18 protein-coding genes and 1 pseudogene are annotated in these 18,596 nt (G+C 38.8%); 13 read left to right on the forward strand and 6 right to left on the reverse strand.

What is annotated here, in order from left to right:
- The first annotated feature begins 139 nt into the window (after positions 1-139).
- From ACHUFV_RS02755 to ACHUFV_RS02780, 6 genes are all read left to right on the forward strand, one after another.
- The gene (locus ACHUFV_RS02755; protein ID WP_394232077.1) at positions 140-865 is read left to right on the forward strand and encodes a 3-ketoacyl-ACP reductase; all 726 of its coding nucleotides are present in this window, start codon (positions 140-142) and stop codon (positions 863-865) included.
- Positions 866-1,181: 316 nt separating this feature from the next.
- On the forward strand, positions 1,182-1,556 hold the full coding sequence (locus tag ACHUFV_RS02760; protein ID WP_394232078.1) for a GntR family transcriptional regulator: 375 nt from the start codon (positions 1,182-1,184) through the stop codon (positions 1,554-1,556).
- A gap of 11 nt (positions 1,557-1,567) precedes the next feature.
- Positions 1,568-2,257: an ABC transporter ATP-binding protein gene (locus tag ACHUFV_RS02765; protein WP_394232079.1), complete on the forward strand. Its 690-nt coding sequence runs from the start codon at positions 1,568-1,570 to the stop codon at positions 2,255-2,257.
- Entirely contained in the window at positions 2,254-3,084 is an 831-nt protein-coding gene (locus ACHUFV_RS02770) for a hypothetical protein (RefSeq protein WP_394232080.1), read from the forward strand. The genes ACHUFV_RS02765 and ACHUFV_RS02770 overlap by 4 nt, the downstream gene beginning before the upstream one ends.
- Before the next feature lie 15 nt (positions 3,085-3,099).
- Positions 3,100-4,323, forward strand: coding sequence for a hypothetical protein (locus ACHUFV_RS02775; RefSeq protein WP_394232081.1), 1,224 nt, complete (start codon positions 3,100-3,102; stop codon positions 4,321-4,323).
- Between the two features lie 196 nt (positions 4,324-4,519).
- Positions 4,520-5,314: an enoyl-CoA hydratase/isomerase family protein gene (locus tag ACHUFV_RS02780; RefSeq protein ID WP_394232082.1), complete on the forward strand. Its 795-nt coding sequence runs from the start codon at positions 4,520-4,522 to the stop codon at positions 5,312-5,314.
- A gap of 88 nt (positions 5,315-5,402) precedes the next feature.
- On the opposite strand, the gene ACHUFV_RS02785 is transcribed toward ACHUFV_RS02780, so the two are convergent.
- Positions 5,403-6,206 (reverse strand): hypothetical protein, encoded by an 804-nt coding sequence (locus ACHUFV_RS02785; RefSeq protein ID WP_394232083.1) that lies wholly within the window; start codon positions 6,204-6,206, stop codon positions 5,403-5,405.
- A 170-nt stretch (positions 6,207-6,376) separates the two neighbouring features.
- Here ACHUFV_RS02785 and ACHUFV_RS02790 point away from each other — a divergent pair, with 170 nt between their 5' ends.
- From ACHUFV_RS02790 to ACHUFV_RS02815, 6 genes are all read left to right on the forward strand, one after another.
- Positions 6,377-6,961, forward strand: a complete 585-nt coding sequence (locus tag ACHUFV_RS02790; RefSeq protein ID WP_394232084.1) for a nucleotidyltransferase family protein — start codon at positions 6,377-6,379, stop codon at positions 6,959-6,961.
- Positions 6,962-7,095: 134 nt separating this feature from the next.
- Positions 7,096-9,252: a xanthine dehydrogenase family protein molybdopterin-binding subunit gene (locus ACHUFV_RS02795; protein WP_394232085.1), complete on the forward strand. Its 2,157-nt coding sequence runs from the start codon at positions 7,096-7,098 to the stop codon at positions 9,250-9,252.
- Positions 9,249-9,725 carry a (2Fe-2S)-binding protein gene (locus ACHUFV_RS02800; protein WP_394232086.1) on the forward strand — a complete coding sequence of 159 codons (477 nt, stop codon included), beginning with the start codon at positions 9,249-9,251 and terminating at the stop codon, positions 9,723-9,725. The genes ACHUFV_RS02795 and ACHUFV_RS02800 overlap by 4 nt, the downstream gene beginning before the upstream one ends.
- Positions 9,710-10,582, forward strand: coding sequence for an FAD binding domain-containing protein (locus tag ACHUFV_RS02805; RefSeq protein WP_394232087.1), 873 nt, complete (start codon positions 9,710-9,712; stop codon positions 10,580-10,582). The genes ACHUFV_RS02800 and ACHUFV_RS02805 overlap by 16 nt, the downstream gene beginning before the upstream one ends.
- A gap of 24 nt (positions 10,583-10,606) precedes the next feature.
- Entirely contained in the window at positions 10,607-11,443 is an 837-nt protein-coding gene (locus ACHUFV_RS02810) for an XdhC family protein (protein WP_394232088.1), read from the forward strand.
- A gap of 358 nt (positions 11,444-11,801) precedes the next feature.
- Positions 11,802-13,004, forward strand: coding sequence for an iron-containing alcohol dehydrogenase (locus tag ACHUFV_RS02815; protein ID WP_394232089.1), 1,203 nt, complete (start codon positions 11,802-11,804; stop codon positions 13,002-13,004).
- A 58-nt stretch (positions 13,005-13,062) separates the two neighbouring features.
- On the opposite strand, the gene ACHUFV_RS02820 is transcribed toward ACHUFV_RS02815, so the two are convergent.
- Complete coding sequence (locus ACHUFV_RS02820; protein ID WP_394232090.1) at positions 13,063-13,782, reverse strand: TerC family protein; 720 nt, start codon at positions 13,780-13,782, stop codon at positions 13,063-13,065.
- 276 nt (positions 13,783-14,058) lie between these two features.
- Here ACHUFV_RS02820 and ACHUFV_RS02825 point away from each other — a divergent pair.
- A pseudogene (locus ACHUFV_RS02825) lies at positions 14,059-14,330 on the forward strand (EamA family transporter); the annotation flags it as partial.
- Between the two features lie 91 nt (positions 14,331-14,421).
- Here ACHUFV_RS02825 and ACHUFV_RS02830 read toward each other — a convergent pair.
- From ACHUFV_RS02830 to ACHUFV_RS02845, 4 genes are all read right to left on the reverse strand, one after another.
- Positions 14,422-15,918, reverse strand: a complete 1,497-nt coding sequence (locus tag ACHUFV_RS02830) for an aldehyde dehydrogenase family protein (RefSeq protein WP_394232091.1) — start codon at positions 15,916-15,918, stop codon at positions 14,422-14,424.
- 92 nt (positions 15,919-16,010) lie between these two features.
- Entirely contained in the window at positions 16,011-16,985 is a 975-nt protein-coding gene (locus ACHUFV_RS02835; protein ID WP_394232092.1) for a PDR/VanB family oxidoreductase, read from the reverse strand.
- Positions 16,986-17,023: 38 nt separating this feature from the next.
- Positions 17,024-17,542, reverse strand: coding sequence for a dimethylamine monooxygenase subunit DmmA family protein (locus tag ACHUFV_RS02840; protein ID WP_394232093.1), 519 nt, complete (start codon positions 17,540-17,542; stop codon positions 17,024-17,026).
- 18 nt (positions 17,543-17,560) lie between these two features.
- Complete coding sequence (locus ACHUFV_RS02845) at positions 17,561-18,547, reverse strand: heme-dependent oxidative N-demethylase family protein (protein WP_394232094.1); 987 nt, start codon at positions 18,545-18,547, stop codon at positions 17,561-17,563.
- Positions 18,548-18,596 lie beyond the last annotated feature (49 nt).

Below are 18,596 nucleotides of genomic sequence, written 5' to 3' on the forward strand. Positions count from 1 at the left end.
TAAAGTCTTTCTTACAGAAATACCTATAAATAATCAGAAGGATAAATCCATCTCCTCTTATTTAAATAATGTTATAACAGCATAATAAAAGAGGTAATCTTCCACAATAAGATAGATCATGTGGAAGGAGTTGTTGAAATTGGTTCAATCATTAAAAGGAAAAACAGCCATTGTTACGGGTGCTGGAAAAGGAATAGGAAAGGCGATTACGCTTGCATTAGCAAATGAAGGAGTAAACCTTGGTTTGCTGGCAAGAACAGAAAATGATTTGAAAGAGGTTGTAAGTCAAGTTGAAGGAAAAGGAATAAAGGCTGCTTATTCAGCGGTTGATATATCATCGCTGAAAGATGTAGAACGCGCGGTTCACCTATTAACAGATGAGTTAGGAACTGCTGACATTCTCATTAATAATGCAGGCATCGGAAAATTCGCCACACTTCTTGAAATGGATCCAGAAGAGTGGAAGAGGATCGTTGATGTTAATCTAATGGGACTCTACTATGTAACACGAACAGTTCTACCGCAATTAATTGAAAAAAATCGTGGGGATATTATCAATATTTCCTCTACAAATGGGTTAAACGGCGCAGCAACCTCAAGTGCCTATAGTGCCTCTAAATTTGGTGTCATCGGCCTTACGGAATCATTAGCACAAGAAGTTAGAAGAAACAATATCCGTGTTACTGCGTTAACTCCGAGTACAGTCGCTACAGAGCTTGCCAATAAAACAAACTTAATAGCAGAAAACAATGATGAAAAATATATGCAGCCGGAGGATATAGCTGATTTTGTTGTATCTCAATTAAAATTGCATCCGCGTATTTATGTGAAAACAGCAAGCCTATTGGCAACAAATCCATTCTAATCAAAAGTGGGACAGAGGGACAGGTAGCGTGGTCTAGTTATGAATTAAACCATGGCACCTGTCCCTTTTCCCATTCCATTAACAATATCTACATTGACAGGTAAGGTGTATTAAGTCTATAATACATCACATAAGGTGTATTAAGGACATAATACACATTTATACTTCAGGTGTATTATGTCCTTCATACAGCTACGTGAATGCAGAACGTATGCTGAGTTTACAACTGCAAGCTGCTTGATTAGTACACATATTTTTTTGTTTTTACTGTATTAACCACTTAATACAGAAGTTGAATTTTTTAGGAGTTGGGTCTATGGAAGCAAAGTTTAATAATCGAGATCCTGTTTATGTGCAAGTCATTCGACATTTTAAAGAACAAATAGCCAAAGGAAATTTTGAACCAGGTCAGGAGATTCCCTCAAGAAGAGAGCTTGCGAATAAGCTGAAGATTAATCCAAATACGGCGCAGCGGGCGTACAAAGAAATGGAGGAACAAGGATTGATTTTTACGGAAGGAAATTTACCAAGCCGCATTACGAAGGATGAACAGATGCTGAAAAGAGTGCGAGAGGAATTGATTTTAGAAGCTGTTGATACATTTATTCATTCCGTTCGGTCCATTAATGTGCCATTACCTGAGGTTTTAAATTTAGTGAAAGATCAATATGAAAAGGAAAGCAATCAATAGGGGGTGATTTTGTGATTGAAGTTAAGAATGTAACGAAAAGATTTGGGAAAAAGACCGTGTTAAAGGGTATTTCTTTTACTGCTGAGAAGGGTGAAATAACCTGTTTAATTGGGATTAATGGTGTGGGAAAGACAACTATTATGAAAGCAATCATGGCTTTAATCCCAATTGACAGTGGTGATATCCTGATTGACGGTGAAAAAATTTGTAAAGAAACCTATGAAAAAATCACCTTTATACCTGATGCGATTACGATGCTGCCATCCATGAAAATAAGTGACGCTTTTACGTTTATGGCCGACTTTTACGGGGGATGGAATCAGCTTCGAGCGAATGAGCTTCTCCAATTTTTCCGCCTGAATGAAGGTGACCGCATATCAGAGCTTTCGAAAGGGAATACCGCAAAGGTGAACCTGCTGCTCGGTCTCTCGATGGATGTCGATTATATTCTAATGGATGAGCCATTTTCCGGAATAGATATTTTCAGCCGTGAACAAATCACAGAGGTTTTTACCAGTCACTTAATTGAAGACCGCGGTGTGATTATTACCACTCATGAAATAAATGACATCGAGCATTTAATTGATAAAGCAGTATTAATAGATAACGGTGTTGTCATAAAGGAATTTAACACAGAGGAAGTCAGGGAAAATGAGGGAAAATCGGTAGTCGATGTCATGAGAGAGGTGTATAAAGGATGAACCGGTTTTTAAAGCTAGTTAATTTTGAGTTTAATCGATTTTTGAAGCTCTATCTTGTCTTAATGGGTATGACTATTCTATTACAAATGATTGGTGTAATTTTAGAGTCACGGCACTATTTGAGTCAAGTAAATCAATCCATTTATAAGGATTTAATGCCAAAGCAACAGTTCCTTGAGCAATTTGGAACCTTTTCTTTTTCTAATATTGCCCATTCCTTTTGGTTTATGGGACCGATTGCCCTTTGTATTGCGGCATTAGTGATTTATGTCTTTTTTATCTGGTATCGTGATTGGTTTGGAAAAAATACGTTTATTTATCGCTTGTTCATGCTGCCGACATCACGTTTAAATGTATACATGGCAAAGGCGACAGTGATTTTTCTCTGCATTCTTGGACTTGTGGCCGTACAACTGCTATTATTCCCACTCGAAAACCGGATAGTAAAGTGGATGATTCCGAATGAGTTTCTAAGTGTACTTTCTTTAAATGGAATAACGAATATTGATTATTTAACCATTCTATATCCATCGTCCTTTCTTGAATTTATTCTTTATTATGGGGGAGGAATGATTGCGGTATTTATGGTGTTTACCGCGATTTTGTTTGAACGTTCGTTCCGCATCAAAGGCATTATCTATGGCATTCTTTATTGTGCTTTCTCCCTTTTTATCTTTTTGGCACCGTTATTAGTAAATACCTTCCTGTTAAAAAATTACTTTTATCCATTGGAGCTATTTTTCATGGAAATAGTAACAGGGCTCATTGTTTTGGCTGGTGCCATTTGGACGGGGCATTATTTATTAAAGAATAAAGTAAGGGTTTGATAGGAGGTTGAAAAAATGAAACGATACTGGAAAATAATCTTTCTTTGTATCCTATCGATTGTCGTCATTGGCACGTTTTATATTCAATCCAGCCTGGCTGAACAGGAGAATATACAAATTGAATTTGAAAAAGTAAAAGGAAGTGAGAAGGAAGTAAAGGATCTTCTTTTATATGGTAATTATGTAGTCGGGAATTTGTATCAGGACCTACAAATCACCGAAAAGGAAACGACCCAAATGAATTATCAATCTCTTTTTCAAAGATTGTCAACAGATCGGTATGCCCCCATATTTAGAAATCTGATCAACAATCATAAAAGCTTTATGCGCGGCAAGGATTTGTCACCTAATTGCTTTTATGAAGATGAGGACCTATTAATATATGCGAACGTCAATGGTGATTTCAATGAAGACCCTTCAAATGACATCAATTTTACTATCGAGGTTTTCAATAAAGATTCCGAAGAAACATTCGCTTTCCAAACAAATGTTGCGAAAAAGGAAAAATACAGCTGGATGAACTTAGAAGACGTTCAAGCTGCAGGCGGTTCTTTAAATGTAATAACCAAAGGCTATGGAAAAAATGGTGCAGAGGATTTACTTGTTTATACCTTTGATTTAAAAGAGCAAAAATTAACAGAGAAAAACACAATCATATCTTCTCAAACAACAAATAATGGCTGGAATGAAATAAGCATGAATCATGATTATAACTCCATACAACCAGAAAACTATCATCTTATTATCAAGAAGACATTTGAAGCTGAAGAGGTAAGGACAAATGGTGAAGTGATGTCCTATGATGGTCAAGCAAAATTGGAGGCAAACGAGGCCTATTTATATGATATTAAGAATAATCAGCTAAAAAAACTATCGTTTCCTGATGAACTTCTTCAATCATACGGTACGTATTCCATTTTTCATTCAACCATCTATATTCAAACACTTTCAGCGAACGGCATAGGAGTCCATCCATATGATATTGAGAAGGATAAATGGGGTGAAGTATTGACGTTTGATTTACCACAATCCAAGAATACTAACGATCAGCCATTTATTAAATTGATGAATGAGAAAATATATACGATTCATTCCATAAATAATGGACATATTCTATCAATAGGAGATTTAATAACAGGAAAGTCCTTATATGAAGGAAAGCTACTTGTTACAAATCAAAAAGAAAATCAAGAAGATTACCAAGTCGATTTCCATGAAATGGAACTTCTAAAAAAGTAATTGGACCAAGGGGACAGACACAGTTGTTCATGAATTCAGGATTAGAAGGACTCGTCTAGATTGACGAGTTTTTTTTATCCATTCGAAATGATGCATAGTCAGCTTGAACGAGAAATTTTCTTCCAATATTTAGAGAATTTTGTCAATATATCTGTTAAAATACTATTGACAATATTTAGTAGGGGGGAGCTTAAGAATGAGGGTTACAATCCAAAGGACAGAGAAGGACGGGAATATTTCGTTACAGGAAAGCGGCGGCTTTGCAATCGTCACCATTAATCGGCCAGAATTGAAAAATGCATTAACAAATAGAATGTGGATGGATTTAAAAGAGGTTGGCAAAAGCATCACACAAAATCCAAAGAACAAAGTTGTGATTCTGCGTGGCAGAGAAAAGCTTTTTACTTCCGGCTCAGACCTAAAACAATTCAATCATTTATCATATGGCGAAGCAAATGATGCCTTTCGAATGATGGAGGAAGCCATTTCCACTTTTGAGAGAATTCCGTTACCAACAATCGGAGTTATTAATGGTCCAGCAATGGGTGCCGGGTTCCAGCTTGCCTTAGCCTGTGATATTCGCATTGGAACACCCAACACCAAGATGGGAATGCCTGTTGGTAGATTAGGAATTACCTTGAATCAAGCCTTTGCCAAAAGAATTGCAGATTTAATTGGTAAAAGCAGAACTATGGATCTCGTGTATACGGGCAGACTCTTGAAACCGCAGGAATGCTTTGATTTAGGGCTTATTAATTATTTATTAGATAATGATACAGATGTAAATCATTATGCAATTGAACTAGGTAAAAAAATTATGGAGCAGTCTCCAGCATCCCTTCTAGCCGTAAAGAGAGCGTTGTACTTTAATAATCCAACTGTTACAATCCCATGGGAAACAGGTATTGATTCAAGTGTTGACGCGTATGACTTCCCAGAAGGAGTCAGGGCTTTTGTTGAAAAAAGAAAACCGAATTTTAAGAAAAAATGATAAAGTATGAAGTAAAAATATAGGGCACTAATAATCATCATTGTTTCAGAAAAACAAGAGGTTATTGGGAGCCCTATTTTTATTAAATTTAAAGCCTTACTGCTGCTAACTTTATATCAATTGTATTCAGTTCGATTTCGAAATAAGCTAGAAGTGCTTCATTGATTTTTTGTTGTATTTCTTCCAAAGGCTCGACAATATTCTGTTCGAGAGTCCAGTTTAGTTCAATTTCTACTGTTATGCCTTGAAAAGTATTGAAATCGCTTTCGAGAATTTTTGCGTTTTTTACATATTTCATTCTCTTACAAATGTAGGTAATCAGCTCACGATACACGTTTTCCTGTATTGTAATCGTACCTTTAGTAAAATGAGGCTGGATAATTGTAACCTCGCCAATATATTTTGCTTGTTTTGAGAAAAGAAACAATCCTTTTTGGATAATTTTTTTTAGTTTGTTCCGCTCAACCTGTGTATATGGAATTGGAATCACATGCTTCCCTTGGGTATTACGCATATGGCGGGCTAAATTTATTTCTTTACTTGAACGAATTTCAGAAACATCTACATATTTATGAATTTTTCCAAGCATCAATTTCTTCGCTATCAAATCCACCATTTTAACGGAGGTTCCAACAATCAAAATTTTGGCCACGCATGTCATACGAATAGCATCCATCACTTCTTTACAATGATCCTCATAAAAAAAAGTGGCTCGTTTAACAGCCTTTATGTAATTTTTTTCATACTTAGCAGACGTACCCGCCATTTTACTTCCGTTAATTATGAATATTCCGTCATCTATAATCGCAGGAATATTATGTTCGTGACAATATTGCAAAACACTCGTGCTTTTTCCCGTTCCACTTTTTCCTACTAACGCATAAACGATCAAAAAATCCCCTCCTTACATACGATGCAGCTTCTTCCTTAAATTATAATTGAAATCTAATAGATACAAAAGTTTAAGATCATTTTATCGTAGAGATGACCCTCAAAGGAATGATTGACTTCTTCAAGAAGTATAAATGTAGAATAATAGAAAAAAATATAGCAGGTGATGAAATGGAAGCAATCATTCTAGCTGCTGGTTATTCGAGCCGAGCAAATGCCTTTAAAATGACTTTACCATTAGGGGAAAAGACCTTGTTAGAGCAAACGATCTCTAAATTTGAAGCAGTGTGCAGTAAGGTCATCGTTGTTACCGGATTCCAAGCAGGAATCATCGAAGAGGAAATTGCAAAAATTAGCAGAGTAAATGCCTATTCCTTTCAAATAAAATGTGTCTATAACGAAAATTTCACCCTTGGTATGTTCAGTTCGATTCAAAAGGGCTGCAATGAAGCGGCTGCTCCAAACTTCTTCCTAACACCTGGAGATTGTCCGCTAGTAAAAAAAGCGACGGTTCAGCTATTGGCAAAACAGAAAGGGAACGTAGTGATACCAAGCTTTAACTACAAAGGTGGACATCCCATCAAATTGTCAAGCGAAGTGAAGCAGAAGATACTCCAAACCAATCCTGAAAGTAATTTGCGCGACGTTCTGGGGGGACTTGAAAAGAACTACTTTAATGTGGCTGACCCAGGAATTTTAACTGATGTTGATACACCAGAGGACTATCGAAAAGCAATAGACTATTATAAAGTGTAATTTTTACAATAAAACAATGAAACTCGTACATATAAATTAATCATAAAATAGCATTCTCAATTATAAAATCATAGGAAGACATCTATATTAACACTAGGTTCCCTTAAAATTATGCGTCGAAGGGTGTTGTTGGAATGAATCTCAAAGACATAAGCACCTCCGTGCCCAAAAAGGACCACAAAGGCAAAGTATCGGGCCAGCTGCCCTATATTAGTGATAAGAAATTGGAAAATATGGTTTATGGTGTTCTGTATCGGTCACCCATTGCTTATGGGAAAATTCAATCCATCCTGTTACCACATCTGCCTGAAGGGTACGAAGCAGTGGGGGCAGATCATATTCCGGGACCCAATTATGTCAAAATTATCAAAGAAGATCAGCCTATATTTGCCAATGAGTGGGTTCATTATATTGGTGAGCCAATACTGATGCTCGTTGGAAAAGAACTTGATATTCTCTACAGCTTGTTAAAGGAAGTAACAGTAGAATTTGAAGAACATAGGGCTGTCTATACATTGGACGAAGCAATTAAACAAAAATCAACATCTACCATGGCCAGTTATGAATTCGGCGAAAGTTTAGACAGCATATCAGCAATCGAACAGGGAGCGCATCACATCATTGAGGAAGAATTTGATACGGGTTATCAGGAGCATGTCTACCTAGAGCCACAAGGAATGCTAGCCATATATAAGGAGGATGAAATCGTCGTTCAAGGATCTATGCAATGCCTTTATTATATAAAAGATGCATTGCTAAGTGCGTTAGCCTGTGGTGATGATGAGGTCAGAGTAATCCAAAGTCCGACAGGTGGAGGTTTTGGCGGTAAAGAAGATTTTCCTTCGATGATGGCATGTCACGTTGCCGTTGCTGCTCGAGCACTCAAAAAATCCGTCATGCTCGTATTCGACCGTTCTGAGGATATGGTGGTTACAACAAAACGTCATCCAGCCAAACTCAAATATCGAACAGCGATTGATAAGGATGGCAATATTTTAAGCATGTGTGTGGACATTTTTCTTGATGGCGGAGCGAATGCCGGATTGAGCTCTGTAGTGCTGCAACGTGCCTTAATCAACAGTGCAGGAGTATACAAAATCCCCCATTTTCATGCAAAAGGCTATGTCTTAAAAACCAATACTGTTCCAAACGGTGCCTTCAGAGGCTTTGGCGCTCCACAAAGCTTTGCCGGCATCGAGGGACATATGAGTCATCTTAGTAATCTGGTAAAAATTGACCCGCTTGAATATAAACGAAAATACCTAGTCAAGCAGGGGGATCCAACCATCACCAAGGGTAAATTCCACGAGCCCATATTAATGAACGATATGATTGAGGATCTGCTTAAAGTATCAGATTACAAAAAGAAAAAAGAAGCTTTTCAGCATTTCAATCAACAAAATCAGCGCTATAAAAAAGGCATAGGTGCTTCGCTGTTCCTTCACGGCTGCGGCTTTACAGGGAGCGGTGAAAAAGATCATATTAAAGCGACGGTGAAGCTCGTCAAATCAAAGGACGACCGAGTATCGCTTAAAATCTCCAATTCCGATATGGGACAAGGCATATTAACAACGCTAAGTAAAATTGTCGCCAAAGGGTTAGACCTCCCTTATGAAGAGATTCACTACCCTGATCCCGATACGAAAGACGTTCCAGATTCCGGTCCAACCGTAGCCTCCAGAACAACGATGATTGTTGGGAAATTGCTTGAACGGGCCGCAAAAAAATTGAAGGTTCAATGGCAGCCAGGGGTTGAACAGGGAATAGTTGAGCACTATGTTCACCGTGAAATGATTCCTTGGGACGAGAAAACCTTTACTGGAGATGCCTACCCAGCGTACTCATGGGGCATTAATATCGTTGAAGTAGAGGTTGATACGTTGACAGGAAATGTTAAATTAAAGAAAATATACGGCAATTATGAGGTTGGAAAGGTTATTGATGAACGGATCATGAAAGGCCAGATTGACGGTGGGTTGGCCCAAGGGTTAGCGTACGGTTATTTAGAAAAAATGACGTCAAAGGAAGGGAGAATCCAACAAAAAAGCATTTCGGATTATGGACCGCCAACATCATTAGACGTTGTCCCTATCGAAAGCAAGGTTTTTGATAACCCCTATGCTGATGGTCCTTACGGGGCAAAGGGTGCAGGCGAACTAACTTTAATCGGAGGTGCTCCTGCAGTTCAGGCTGCGATTGAGGATGCACTGCATACTTCTTTTCAGCAAATCCCGATTACACCGGAAGTCATAATAGAGAGTCTTTGGATGAAGGAAGGCGACGAGGCTTGATAAAATTTAAACTTAACGGAAAGATAGTAGAAACAGACGCACCTGCTACTGCAAGGTTATTAGATATACTAAGAGATGAATTGGATTTAATTGGAACAAAGGAAGGCTGCGGTGAAGGAGAATGCGGAGCCTGCAGTGTTTTTGTGAATAACCTTCTGCAAAACAGCTGTCTTATTCCAATAGGCTCCATTGCTGGTGCTGATGTTCAAACGATCGAAGGGATACTTGAAACAGATCAATTTAAAATTTTAGATGAGTGCTATTCCATTGCCGGTGGAGTTCAATGCGGCTATTGCATTCCAGGAATGATTATGGCAAGTGCAGCCTTGTTAACCAAGAATCCTCATCCATCAGAGGAGGACATCCGTGATGGCATATCAGGAAACCTCTGCCGCTGTACCGGCTACAATATGATTGTTGAGGCCATTCATCTAGCAGCTAGAAAAGGGGATGGCATATGGCAGAGAAAATAACAGCGTACCGCTTCGATCGTTTAGACCAAACCCTCAATCAATTAAATAGTGAAGACTGTGCCATAATGGCCGGCGGCACGGATGTCATGGTTCTTCACAAAAGCCGAAGGGGAGTTCCTCCAAAAATCCCCAAACCAGTAGTATTTATTGACCATCTTCCCGAACTAAAGCAAGTATATCGAAATCACAAGGATCTCCACATCGGGGCCTGCTGTACCTATGGCGAATTACTTGAACATCCGTTAATTCCAATTGCTTTAAAAAATGCGATTCAAACGATAGCAGCCCCTGCTATCAGGAATCGGGGAACATTAGGCGGAAATATTTGCAACGCCTCCCCAGCCGGTGACACGCTTCCATTATTATATATATACAATGCAAAGCTTCAGCTGCACTCCGTTTCTGGTATTCGAACTGTGGCAATAAGTGATTTTATTCAAGGTCCAAGACGAGTTAATCGTCTTCAAAACGAACTCGTAACCGAGATTATCCTGCCAGCCGTTTTAGACGATGAATCACATGTCATTTTTGAGAAGGTCGGGAACCGCAACGCTGATGCGATTGCCAAAGTATCGTTTGCCGGTTTGATTCGGGTAAGTAAAGGTCATATAGATGATATTCGATTCGCCTTTGGGGCAGTCGGACCTACAATGGTTCGTTCAAGCCAATTAGAAAGCCTACTGCTAGGAAAAACCCTGCCATTAACACAAACAGACATCACACAGGTTGTGACAGCCTTTGATAAGATTATTAACCCAATCGACGATCATCGCTCTACTGCTTTTTACAGAAAAAAGGTGGCGTTAAATCTTTTACATTATTTTTTAAGCTTAAAGCACGATCAACCAAATCAATAGTATTAAAAAAGGGGAGTGCTGTACATGCTGCTGATGGAAAAAGTGGGCTTGCTGACGCGCCAAAACGAAGCATTTGCATTGGCCATGATTATTGAAGCAAGGGGCTCCACTCCCAGTCATGTTGGAAAAATGATTGTATACAAGGATGGGACGATTGAAGGGACTGTCGGCGGCGGATTGGCTGAATTCTATATCATCGAAGAAAGCGTAAGAGCTATTGAAAAGGGGCAGTCCAAAGTCGTTGAATATATATTGAATAAACATGCCAAGGACGGAATTCAGATGAATTGTGGCGGAACGATACGGGTCTTTATTGAAGTCTATACAAGCAGACCTGAACTAGTATTGGTTGGTGCAGGCCATCTAGCCAACGCGCTGGGAAAGATTGCTGACTTACTTGAATATCCCTATTGCGTTGTTGATGATCGCGTTGGTTATTGCACGAAGGAGCGCTTTCCAAATGCGGAAAACCTTTTTGTAAACGAGGATATTGGTAAAGCGCTGCTCTCAGCAAACCTAAGTGAAAAGTCATATGTGGTCATTGTAACAAAGGATTCTGATGACATTGTTTTACAAACGGCACTGCAATTTCCTTGCGCCTATATTGGGATGGTCGCCAGTAAACGTAAGACCCTCACTATATTAAAAAAACTAAAAAGCGAAGGCATTACAGAAGCCCAGCTGGAGCAGGTCCATTCTCCGATCGGATTGGAAATAGGCTCAGAAACAACAACAGAAATAGCCCTCAGCATCATGTCAGAAATTATCAAAGAATACAAATCTGCCAGGGGTTCTAGGGGGACGGGTACATTGGTCCGAAAATGGGACAGAGATGCCATAGTTCAGAAAGGAACGATGTAATCTTCCGTAACATTTAAAAACTCGTCATATTTGACGAGTTTTTTAGACTATTTATGATGATAAAAAGTTTATAATAAACTTGAATTGAATACTGTTCAGGAGAATGAGGCTGTCGAGTTTAATGAGTCGGCGGGATCCCGTCCAATAATAGTACAAGCACTACATATGAATAAGGTGAGTCCAAGAAGATAGAATAATTAACCATCCAGGTGGAAAACTATATTTTTGTGAAGAAGGCTTGTTTTTTTACTTATCATAAAACGGGAGAAAAACTCTCGTCATGAACGCTTGATGTCTATTACGTAAAGGGTAAAACTCCTAAACAGCTTTTAGAACCTATTTGAAAAGGAGAAATCACATGTTAAATTTTACTTTAAACATTCCAACGAAGATAATTTTTGGAAAAGGCGAGGTCGATCATTGTGGAGATCTTGTTAAAGAGTATGGAAGGAAAGTTTTATTGGTTACCGGTCGTTCTTCAACTAAAAAAACGGGGTCCCTTTCTAGAGTATCCGAATCTCTAAGAGCAGCAGGTGTTGAGTTTGTTGTGTTCGATCAAGTAGAACCAAACCCGAGAGCAGAAACGGTTGATAGAGGGGGACAAATCGCTCGTGATGAAAAATGTGATTTAATTCTAGCTTTAGGCGGTGGTTCCGCCATGGATGCAGCCAAAGCCATAGCAACCGTGGCTGTTTCTGCTAGACCGATCCATGAATATATTAGAGGAAATAAAACGGGCTTGTGGAAGGAATTGCTGCCGATAAAAGAGGCACTCCCTATATTGACCATTCCAACGTTAGCAGCAACAGGATCTGAAGCCAATTCTTCCGCCGTTATTACGAATTGGGAAACGAAGGAAAAATCAGGGATTGCTGGTCCAGCCTTATTTCCTCGTGCTGCCATTCTTGATCCGGAGTTGACCTATACCGTATCTGCTGACTACACCGCGGACGGAGCGGTAGATATGTTCACTCATTTGTATGAGGGGTATATGACAGGCGATGAAAGTGCAAACGTTCAAGACGAGATTACAGAGGGACTCATGCGGAATGCGGTGAAATATGGCAAGATGGCAATTGACCATCCGGAGGATTATAATGCCCGTGCACATCTCCTTTGGACCAGCACCCTAGCCTTAATTGGTATTGCAAACGCAGGAAGAGGGGGAAGCTTCCCGGTTCATCAAATTGAACATACGTTGTCCGCACATTATGATATCTCACATGGACGCGGATTGGCGATTCTTACCCCAGCTTATTTTCGTCAAATCATTAAAAAAGACAGGCCACATCGTCTTGCTAGATTAGGGCGGAAAGTGTTTAACGTTACACTTGATGATGATGCTGCAGCTTGTGAAGCAACAATTGAAGCATTGGTAACCTGGTATAAAGAAATTGGTACATACGATACATTGAAAAATCTTGGTGTGAAAAAAGAGGATTTGAAATTGATGGCGGAGGAAACGATACGTGTAGCAGGATTAGGTCAAAATACTATCGTTGCAACACATCCGTTAACTGCTGATGAGGTACTTCGAATTTATGAAGAGGTTTTTGAATAAGTAGATTTAAAATGTGAAGAAAAAAGGGAAAGAGTATTTCACTCTTTCCCCCAAACCATTATGCTGTTTGTTTTCCTTCAGCTGCTTTTGCACTGCTTTGATTCTTTATATAGCCTATTGAAAGTATTATGGCAGTTACCACAGCTAGAATGACATATGATATAGCCCCATGTGGAATTTCAACCAAACTATTTAAACTCTTATCTTTTAAAATCATTTCTCCAGCTGTCCAAGAGAGAATACCTGCACCCGCATATGCAATCCAAGCGTATTTTTCCATTAACTTAACAATAAATTTTGACCCAAAGATCATAATAGGAATACTGATAATAACACCAAGAGCTATCATCCCAATATGACCATGTGCAGCACCTGCTACAGCCACTACGTTATCTAAGCTCATAACCGCATCGGCAATAATAATCGTTTGAATGGCTTTAACTAGACTATTATGTGACTTAATATTTGCATCCTCTTCGCCTTCAACCAATACCTTGTATGCAATCCAGAGAAGAAGGGCTCCACCGAAAAGATTAACGTATGGAATTTGCAGCAGATATACAATAATAGCTGCGAAACCAATTCGCAGAATAACCGCGCCTGCTGTACCCCAGAAGATGGCTTTATTTTGTAAATCTTTTGGCAGATTTTTCGTTGCCATTGCAATGACGATTGCATTATCACCAGATAGGATGATGTCAATTAGAATTATTTTCAGTAATGCGATCAGTGCTCCTGATGATACAGCAACACCAAGTGTTAGAAATAAGTTTTCCATCTTTGCTAAATTCTCCTTTTTAGTTTGGTACTTGGTATACATAATACCATATTTATCAGAAATTTCAAATAACAAATTGATAGATTGCTAGTATTTTATATGTTTGATGTGCAATGTTGGTATTATATACTATCACTCGTTAATTGAAAACAATTAGAATAGAAATTATGCTTTTCCGAAATTTGCAATTCTTTGTGCGAGCTGTACCTTATCTAATAGAGAGGCTTTAAAACAAATGAAAAATGACGAACAGAATAGGAGGCCACTCGTCAGCGATTACAGGAGATTACGATGTCTCAGCTATCCCAACCGAACATTTGGGGAGGGCTCTTGTATTTAGGCATTGTCTCAACAGTAGGAGGATTCTTACTTTGGAATCGCGGATTACAAATGTTTAACGCCTCAAGCGGGGGAATATTTTTCTCTTTCAACCCATAGTTGGAACAATCCTTGGATGGCTTATTCTAGGAGAGAGCATAGGGATGACGTTTTGGATTGGTTCTATCCTTATTCTCACAGGTGTATTATTCGTAATTAACGAGAAATAAGGTAAATTGTAGGAATAAAAAAACTCGTCAACTTGACGAGTTTTTTTATCATTGAATCCATTCGAGGACCAGGGGGACCTGTCCCTTTGGCTTATTTATTGTCTGAGAACCAGCCTGTTGGTGCGACAGCAAGGTTAATATTAATTTGTTTTACTTCTTGGAATTCATCAAGTCCAAATGTTCCTAAGCTTGAACCGATACCGCTTTGTTTATAGCCATGCCATGGAGCCTCATTATAGGTTGGTCCGAATGTGTTGATCCATGTGATACCTGCACGTACTTCTTTAATTACACGCATTGCTTTTGCACCGTCCGAAGTGAATACGCCGCCGGCAAGTCCATAGATTGTGTCATTCGCTAGTTTAATGGCATCTTCTTCATCCTTGAATTTTTGAATTACGACTACAGGTCCGAAAATTTCTTCTTTTACGATACGCATTTCTGAAGTTACATCAATAAAAACAGTTGGTTCAACAAAGAATCCTTTATCCAAACCATTATCAGTTAAACGATTACCGCCACATGCTAATGTTGCACCTTCATTTTTACCAATTTCAATATATTCTAGAATGGTATGAAGCTGTGCTTCACTTACAATCGCCCCCATTTCGGAGCCTTCTTCTAACCCAGGCCCAACTTTAATATTTTTAGCACGTCTTACAAACTCAGAAACGAATTTATCATAAATGCTTTCTTCCACAATAATGCGGCTTCCTGCTGAGCATACTTGTCCAGAGCCATAGAAGATCCCAACTAATGCGTTATCAACAGCTGCTTCAAAATCTGCATCAGCAAAAATAATATTTGGTGATTTGCCGCCTAGTTCAAGAGAGATTTTCTTCAAGTTGCCTGCAGCATTACGCATAATGTTTCTACCAACTTCAGTACTTCCAGTAAAGGAAACCATGTCCACATCATGGCTGCTTGCAATGACTTCACCAATCACAGAACCTTTTCCTAATACTAAATTCACGACACCTTTTGGAACGCCTACTTCTTCAATAATTTCAACTAATTTAGTTGCTGTCACAGGTGTTACCTCAGCTGGCTTATAAACAATCGTATTTCCAGCACCTAAAGCAGGGGCAAATTTCCATACGCTCATCAGGAATGGGAAATTCCAAGGAACAATTAAACCTGTTACGCCAACTGGTTCACGTACAACCATGGCTTGCATTGGGTCTGCGACATGATAGGTTTGTCCATCCGGGGTTCTAATTAATCCTGCATAATAGCGGAAGCAGGACGCGGCATCATGGATATCAATATCAGCCTCCGCTCGGATTTTTCCATTGTCCTTTACTTCCAACTCAACAAGTTCATCATGCTTTTCATCAATTTTATCCGCAATTTTCAAAAGGAAGTCGGAGCGTTCCTGAGCACTTAACTTTGACCACACACCGCTTTCAAAGGTTTCTTTTGCGGCTCTAATTGCTTCTTCTGTTTCTTCAACCGTTGCTCTCGGAGCAATAGCAATCAATTCACCAGTAGCAGGATTGATAACCTTATTGCCATCCGGATTATTAGAAAGTCTCCATTCACCATTAATATACATTTTTAATTCTAGTACTTGTGTAGTTGTTGTCATATTATTGCCTCCTAATTATATGAATCTCCTAAAGCATCACTACTATTTATAATTGAATAAAAGCTTACTATTAAATGGAGTAGGGGAGCTAATTACAATTCTAAAACAAGCTCTTTTTCAGTTTCTTTGGCTCTTGAGCAGCAGGTTAGAATCACTTTCTTTGTTTGTCTTTCTTCGTCTTTGTAGAAGTGGTCGCGGTGATCAACCTCTCCGTCAACAATCTGCACCTCACAGCTTCCGCATCCACCTACCTTACAAGAATAGGGGGCTTCAACCCCTGATTTTAATAGTGCCTCCAGTAGTGTTTCACTTTCCGAAACCTCCACTTGTTTACCACTATTTGCTAATGTCACAACAAAAGGATTCTGTGGGCCATCATCAGCCAATGTAAAAACTTCAAAATGAATAGAATGACTAGGATATCCATAGCTTTCCGCTGCTTCTCTATATTCCTTCACCATTGAAATCGGTCCGCAGAAATAGACATGTGAGCCAATTCGGTGCTCAGTCATGGTTTCAGGTGTCATTCTAGTAGGATTTTCCGCTCTTGAGAAATAGAAATGACATTTTCCAGGATATTTTGCATTCAAAACATCATAGAACGCACATTCATCTTTTGTTTTTGCTGCATAGTGTAATTCAAATGATTTTCCTTCAGCAGTTAAATCTTCCATCATCGTCATAAAAGGAGTAATCCCAATACCAGCTGCATAAAACACATGATGTTTCGCTGCTTTGAAGGCAAGAGGGAAATGATTTTTAGGCCAGCTGATTTCTAAATAATCTCCGACCTGGATCTGCTCGTGCCAGTAAACAGATCCTCCTTTTGAGTTATCATCCTTTCGAACCGCAATTGCATATTGTGTACGGTCAGTTGGATGGCTTACAAGTGAATAATTTCTTTCGATGATTTCATCGCCATTTTTTACATAGGTAGCAATATGTGAACCACCGGTAAACGCAGGCAATAGATCTCGATCGACCGGATATAAATAGAAACGCTTTACATATTTTGTTTCCTGTACGATCTTACCAACATATACTTGAATGTTTCCAAATCCACTCATCAACATCACTCCAATCTATTTTTATAAAAATAAAGCTGTTAATTTGATGGTATAAAGGCAGGGTTGTATGGATATCCAATATAACCTTTTCTTTCTCTTGAGAAGAAAGGACCAACTTCTAAGCTGATTTGACAATGATGACAGATCGTATCATTTTCTTCTTGTTTTACTTCTTGCAGGTGATAGCATTTTACACAATACACAAAACGCTTCTTTTCTCCGGAAATTAGCGTTTGTATTTCATCCTCAGAAAAACCTGCTTCAATGGCCGATGTGAAAATTGCTACAGCATCATCCCATTGCGCTGAAATATAAAGCTGTGTGCCCATTTTTTGACGTTCAACGAGTTCTCGAACATTTTCTAGCTGTAAAGCATTATTGATTTCAACAAGTTCATAATCCTTATGACCATTTATTTCCTTAATAAACTGATGGATTTTGTCTACTTCTTTAGGTTCAGCAGAAATAATTAATAACTTTCTTCTATCCTGTCTGATTGTGAATGCTTCGACAATGGTTACAGATTGATCAAATAATACCGGGCTGTTATAGACCATTTTACATACCTCCAAATCTTATTTTGCTTGTAAATTTAATTGCTCAACTTCGTTTTTCAAGTATTCCACTGTTGGCTCAATGAATGGAGTAAACCCTTTATAATCTGCCATTGGCTTAGGAATATCGGATAAAATAGAGTACGTTTGCATCAGCCATTCTGGTCTTTGCGCTAAGTCCTTCATCGCCAGAAATTGAGTATTTAACACAAACAAAATGGCATTGCTTCGCGGCATACGATAGAAAAACTGTTCTTCAACCCGAAGCCTTACAAGTTCACCGGCATTTTCAGAATTAACTAGATATCGGGTTGGTCCCCAAGTATCAAAGGTTTCGTAGTTAACATCCCATCGATTTGCCATTAGGTTCCAGTTAATTCTTGTCCAAGGCTCGCCCGGCAGAACATTTCGTAATAAGAAATTCCGTACTCTTTCAGCTAATGGAACACCTGTACGTGATACAAATGGGACAGGTCCGTGGATTTCATCAAATGACATCCCTTTATTCCAGTGAGGGGAGAATAGGGCAGCATAGGATTCCTGTGCCACTTCTAAATAAAGATTGTCATCTCGATTTACCATTAAGACAAAGTCAGTCGTGAAATGACGGCCGATTAAATCGAGCGGCTCAAGCTCGATACTTGATGCATCACCAAAAATGAAGGATTCCGTTTCATTCAAAATGGTATTGTGGAAAGTCCAATGATTTCCGTTCTTTTCTATTTGGAAGTGCTCAGGGTATTTTTCCACCGCCAATTTCATAAGCATTTCCGCAACTTCCCATTGCATTTCCATTGTATGTGGATAGGATTGGAACCGAACTGCTGGTTGTTCCTTCAATAATTCTCTTTTTCTCTCAATTTGTTTCTTATACTCCGGAGTGATGACCACACAATTTTGATGGTCCTTATCAAGCTTTCTTAAGTCATTGGAATAGCGGTAGTTATTACCTTCTTTAATCGTATGAAAAGGGTATGGGAATAGCTCAAGATTAGTAGATTCAAACATGAAAATTCCTCCTTTAATTTAAAAAGATAACTTTACATAGGCATAAGCA

Origin of the sequence: Niallia oryzisoli, from assembly GCF_043641075.1 — a bacterium.
In the GTDB taxonomy this organism is placed as follows: Bacteria; Bacillota; Bacilli; order Bacillales; family Cytobacillaceae; genus Bacillus_BD; species Bacillus_BD oryzisoli_A.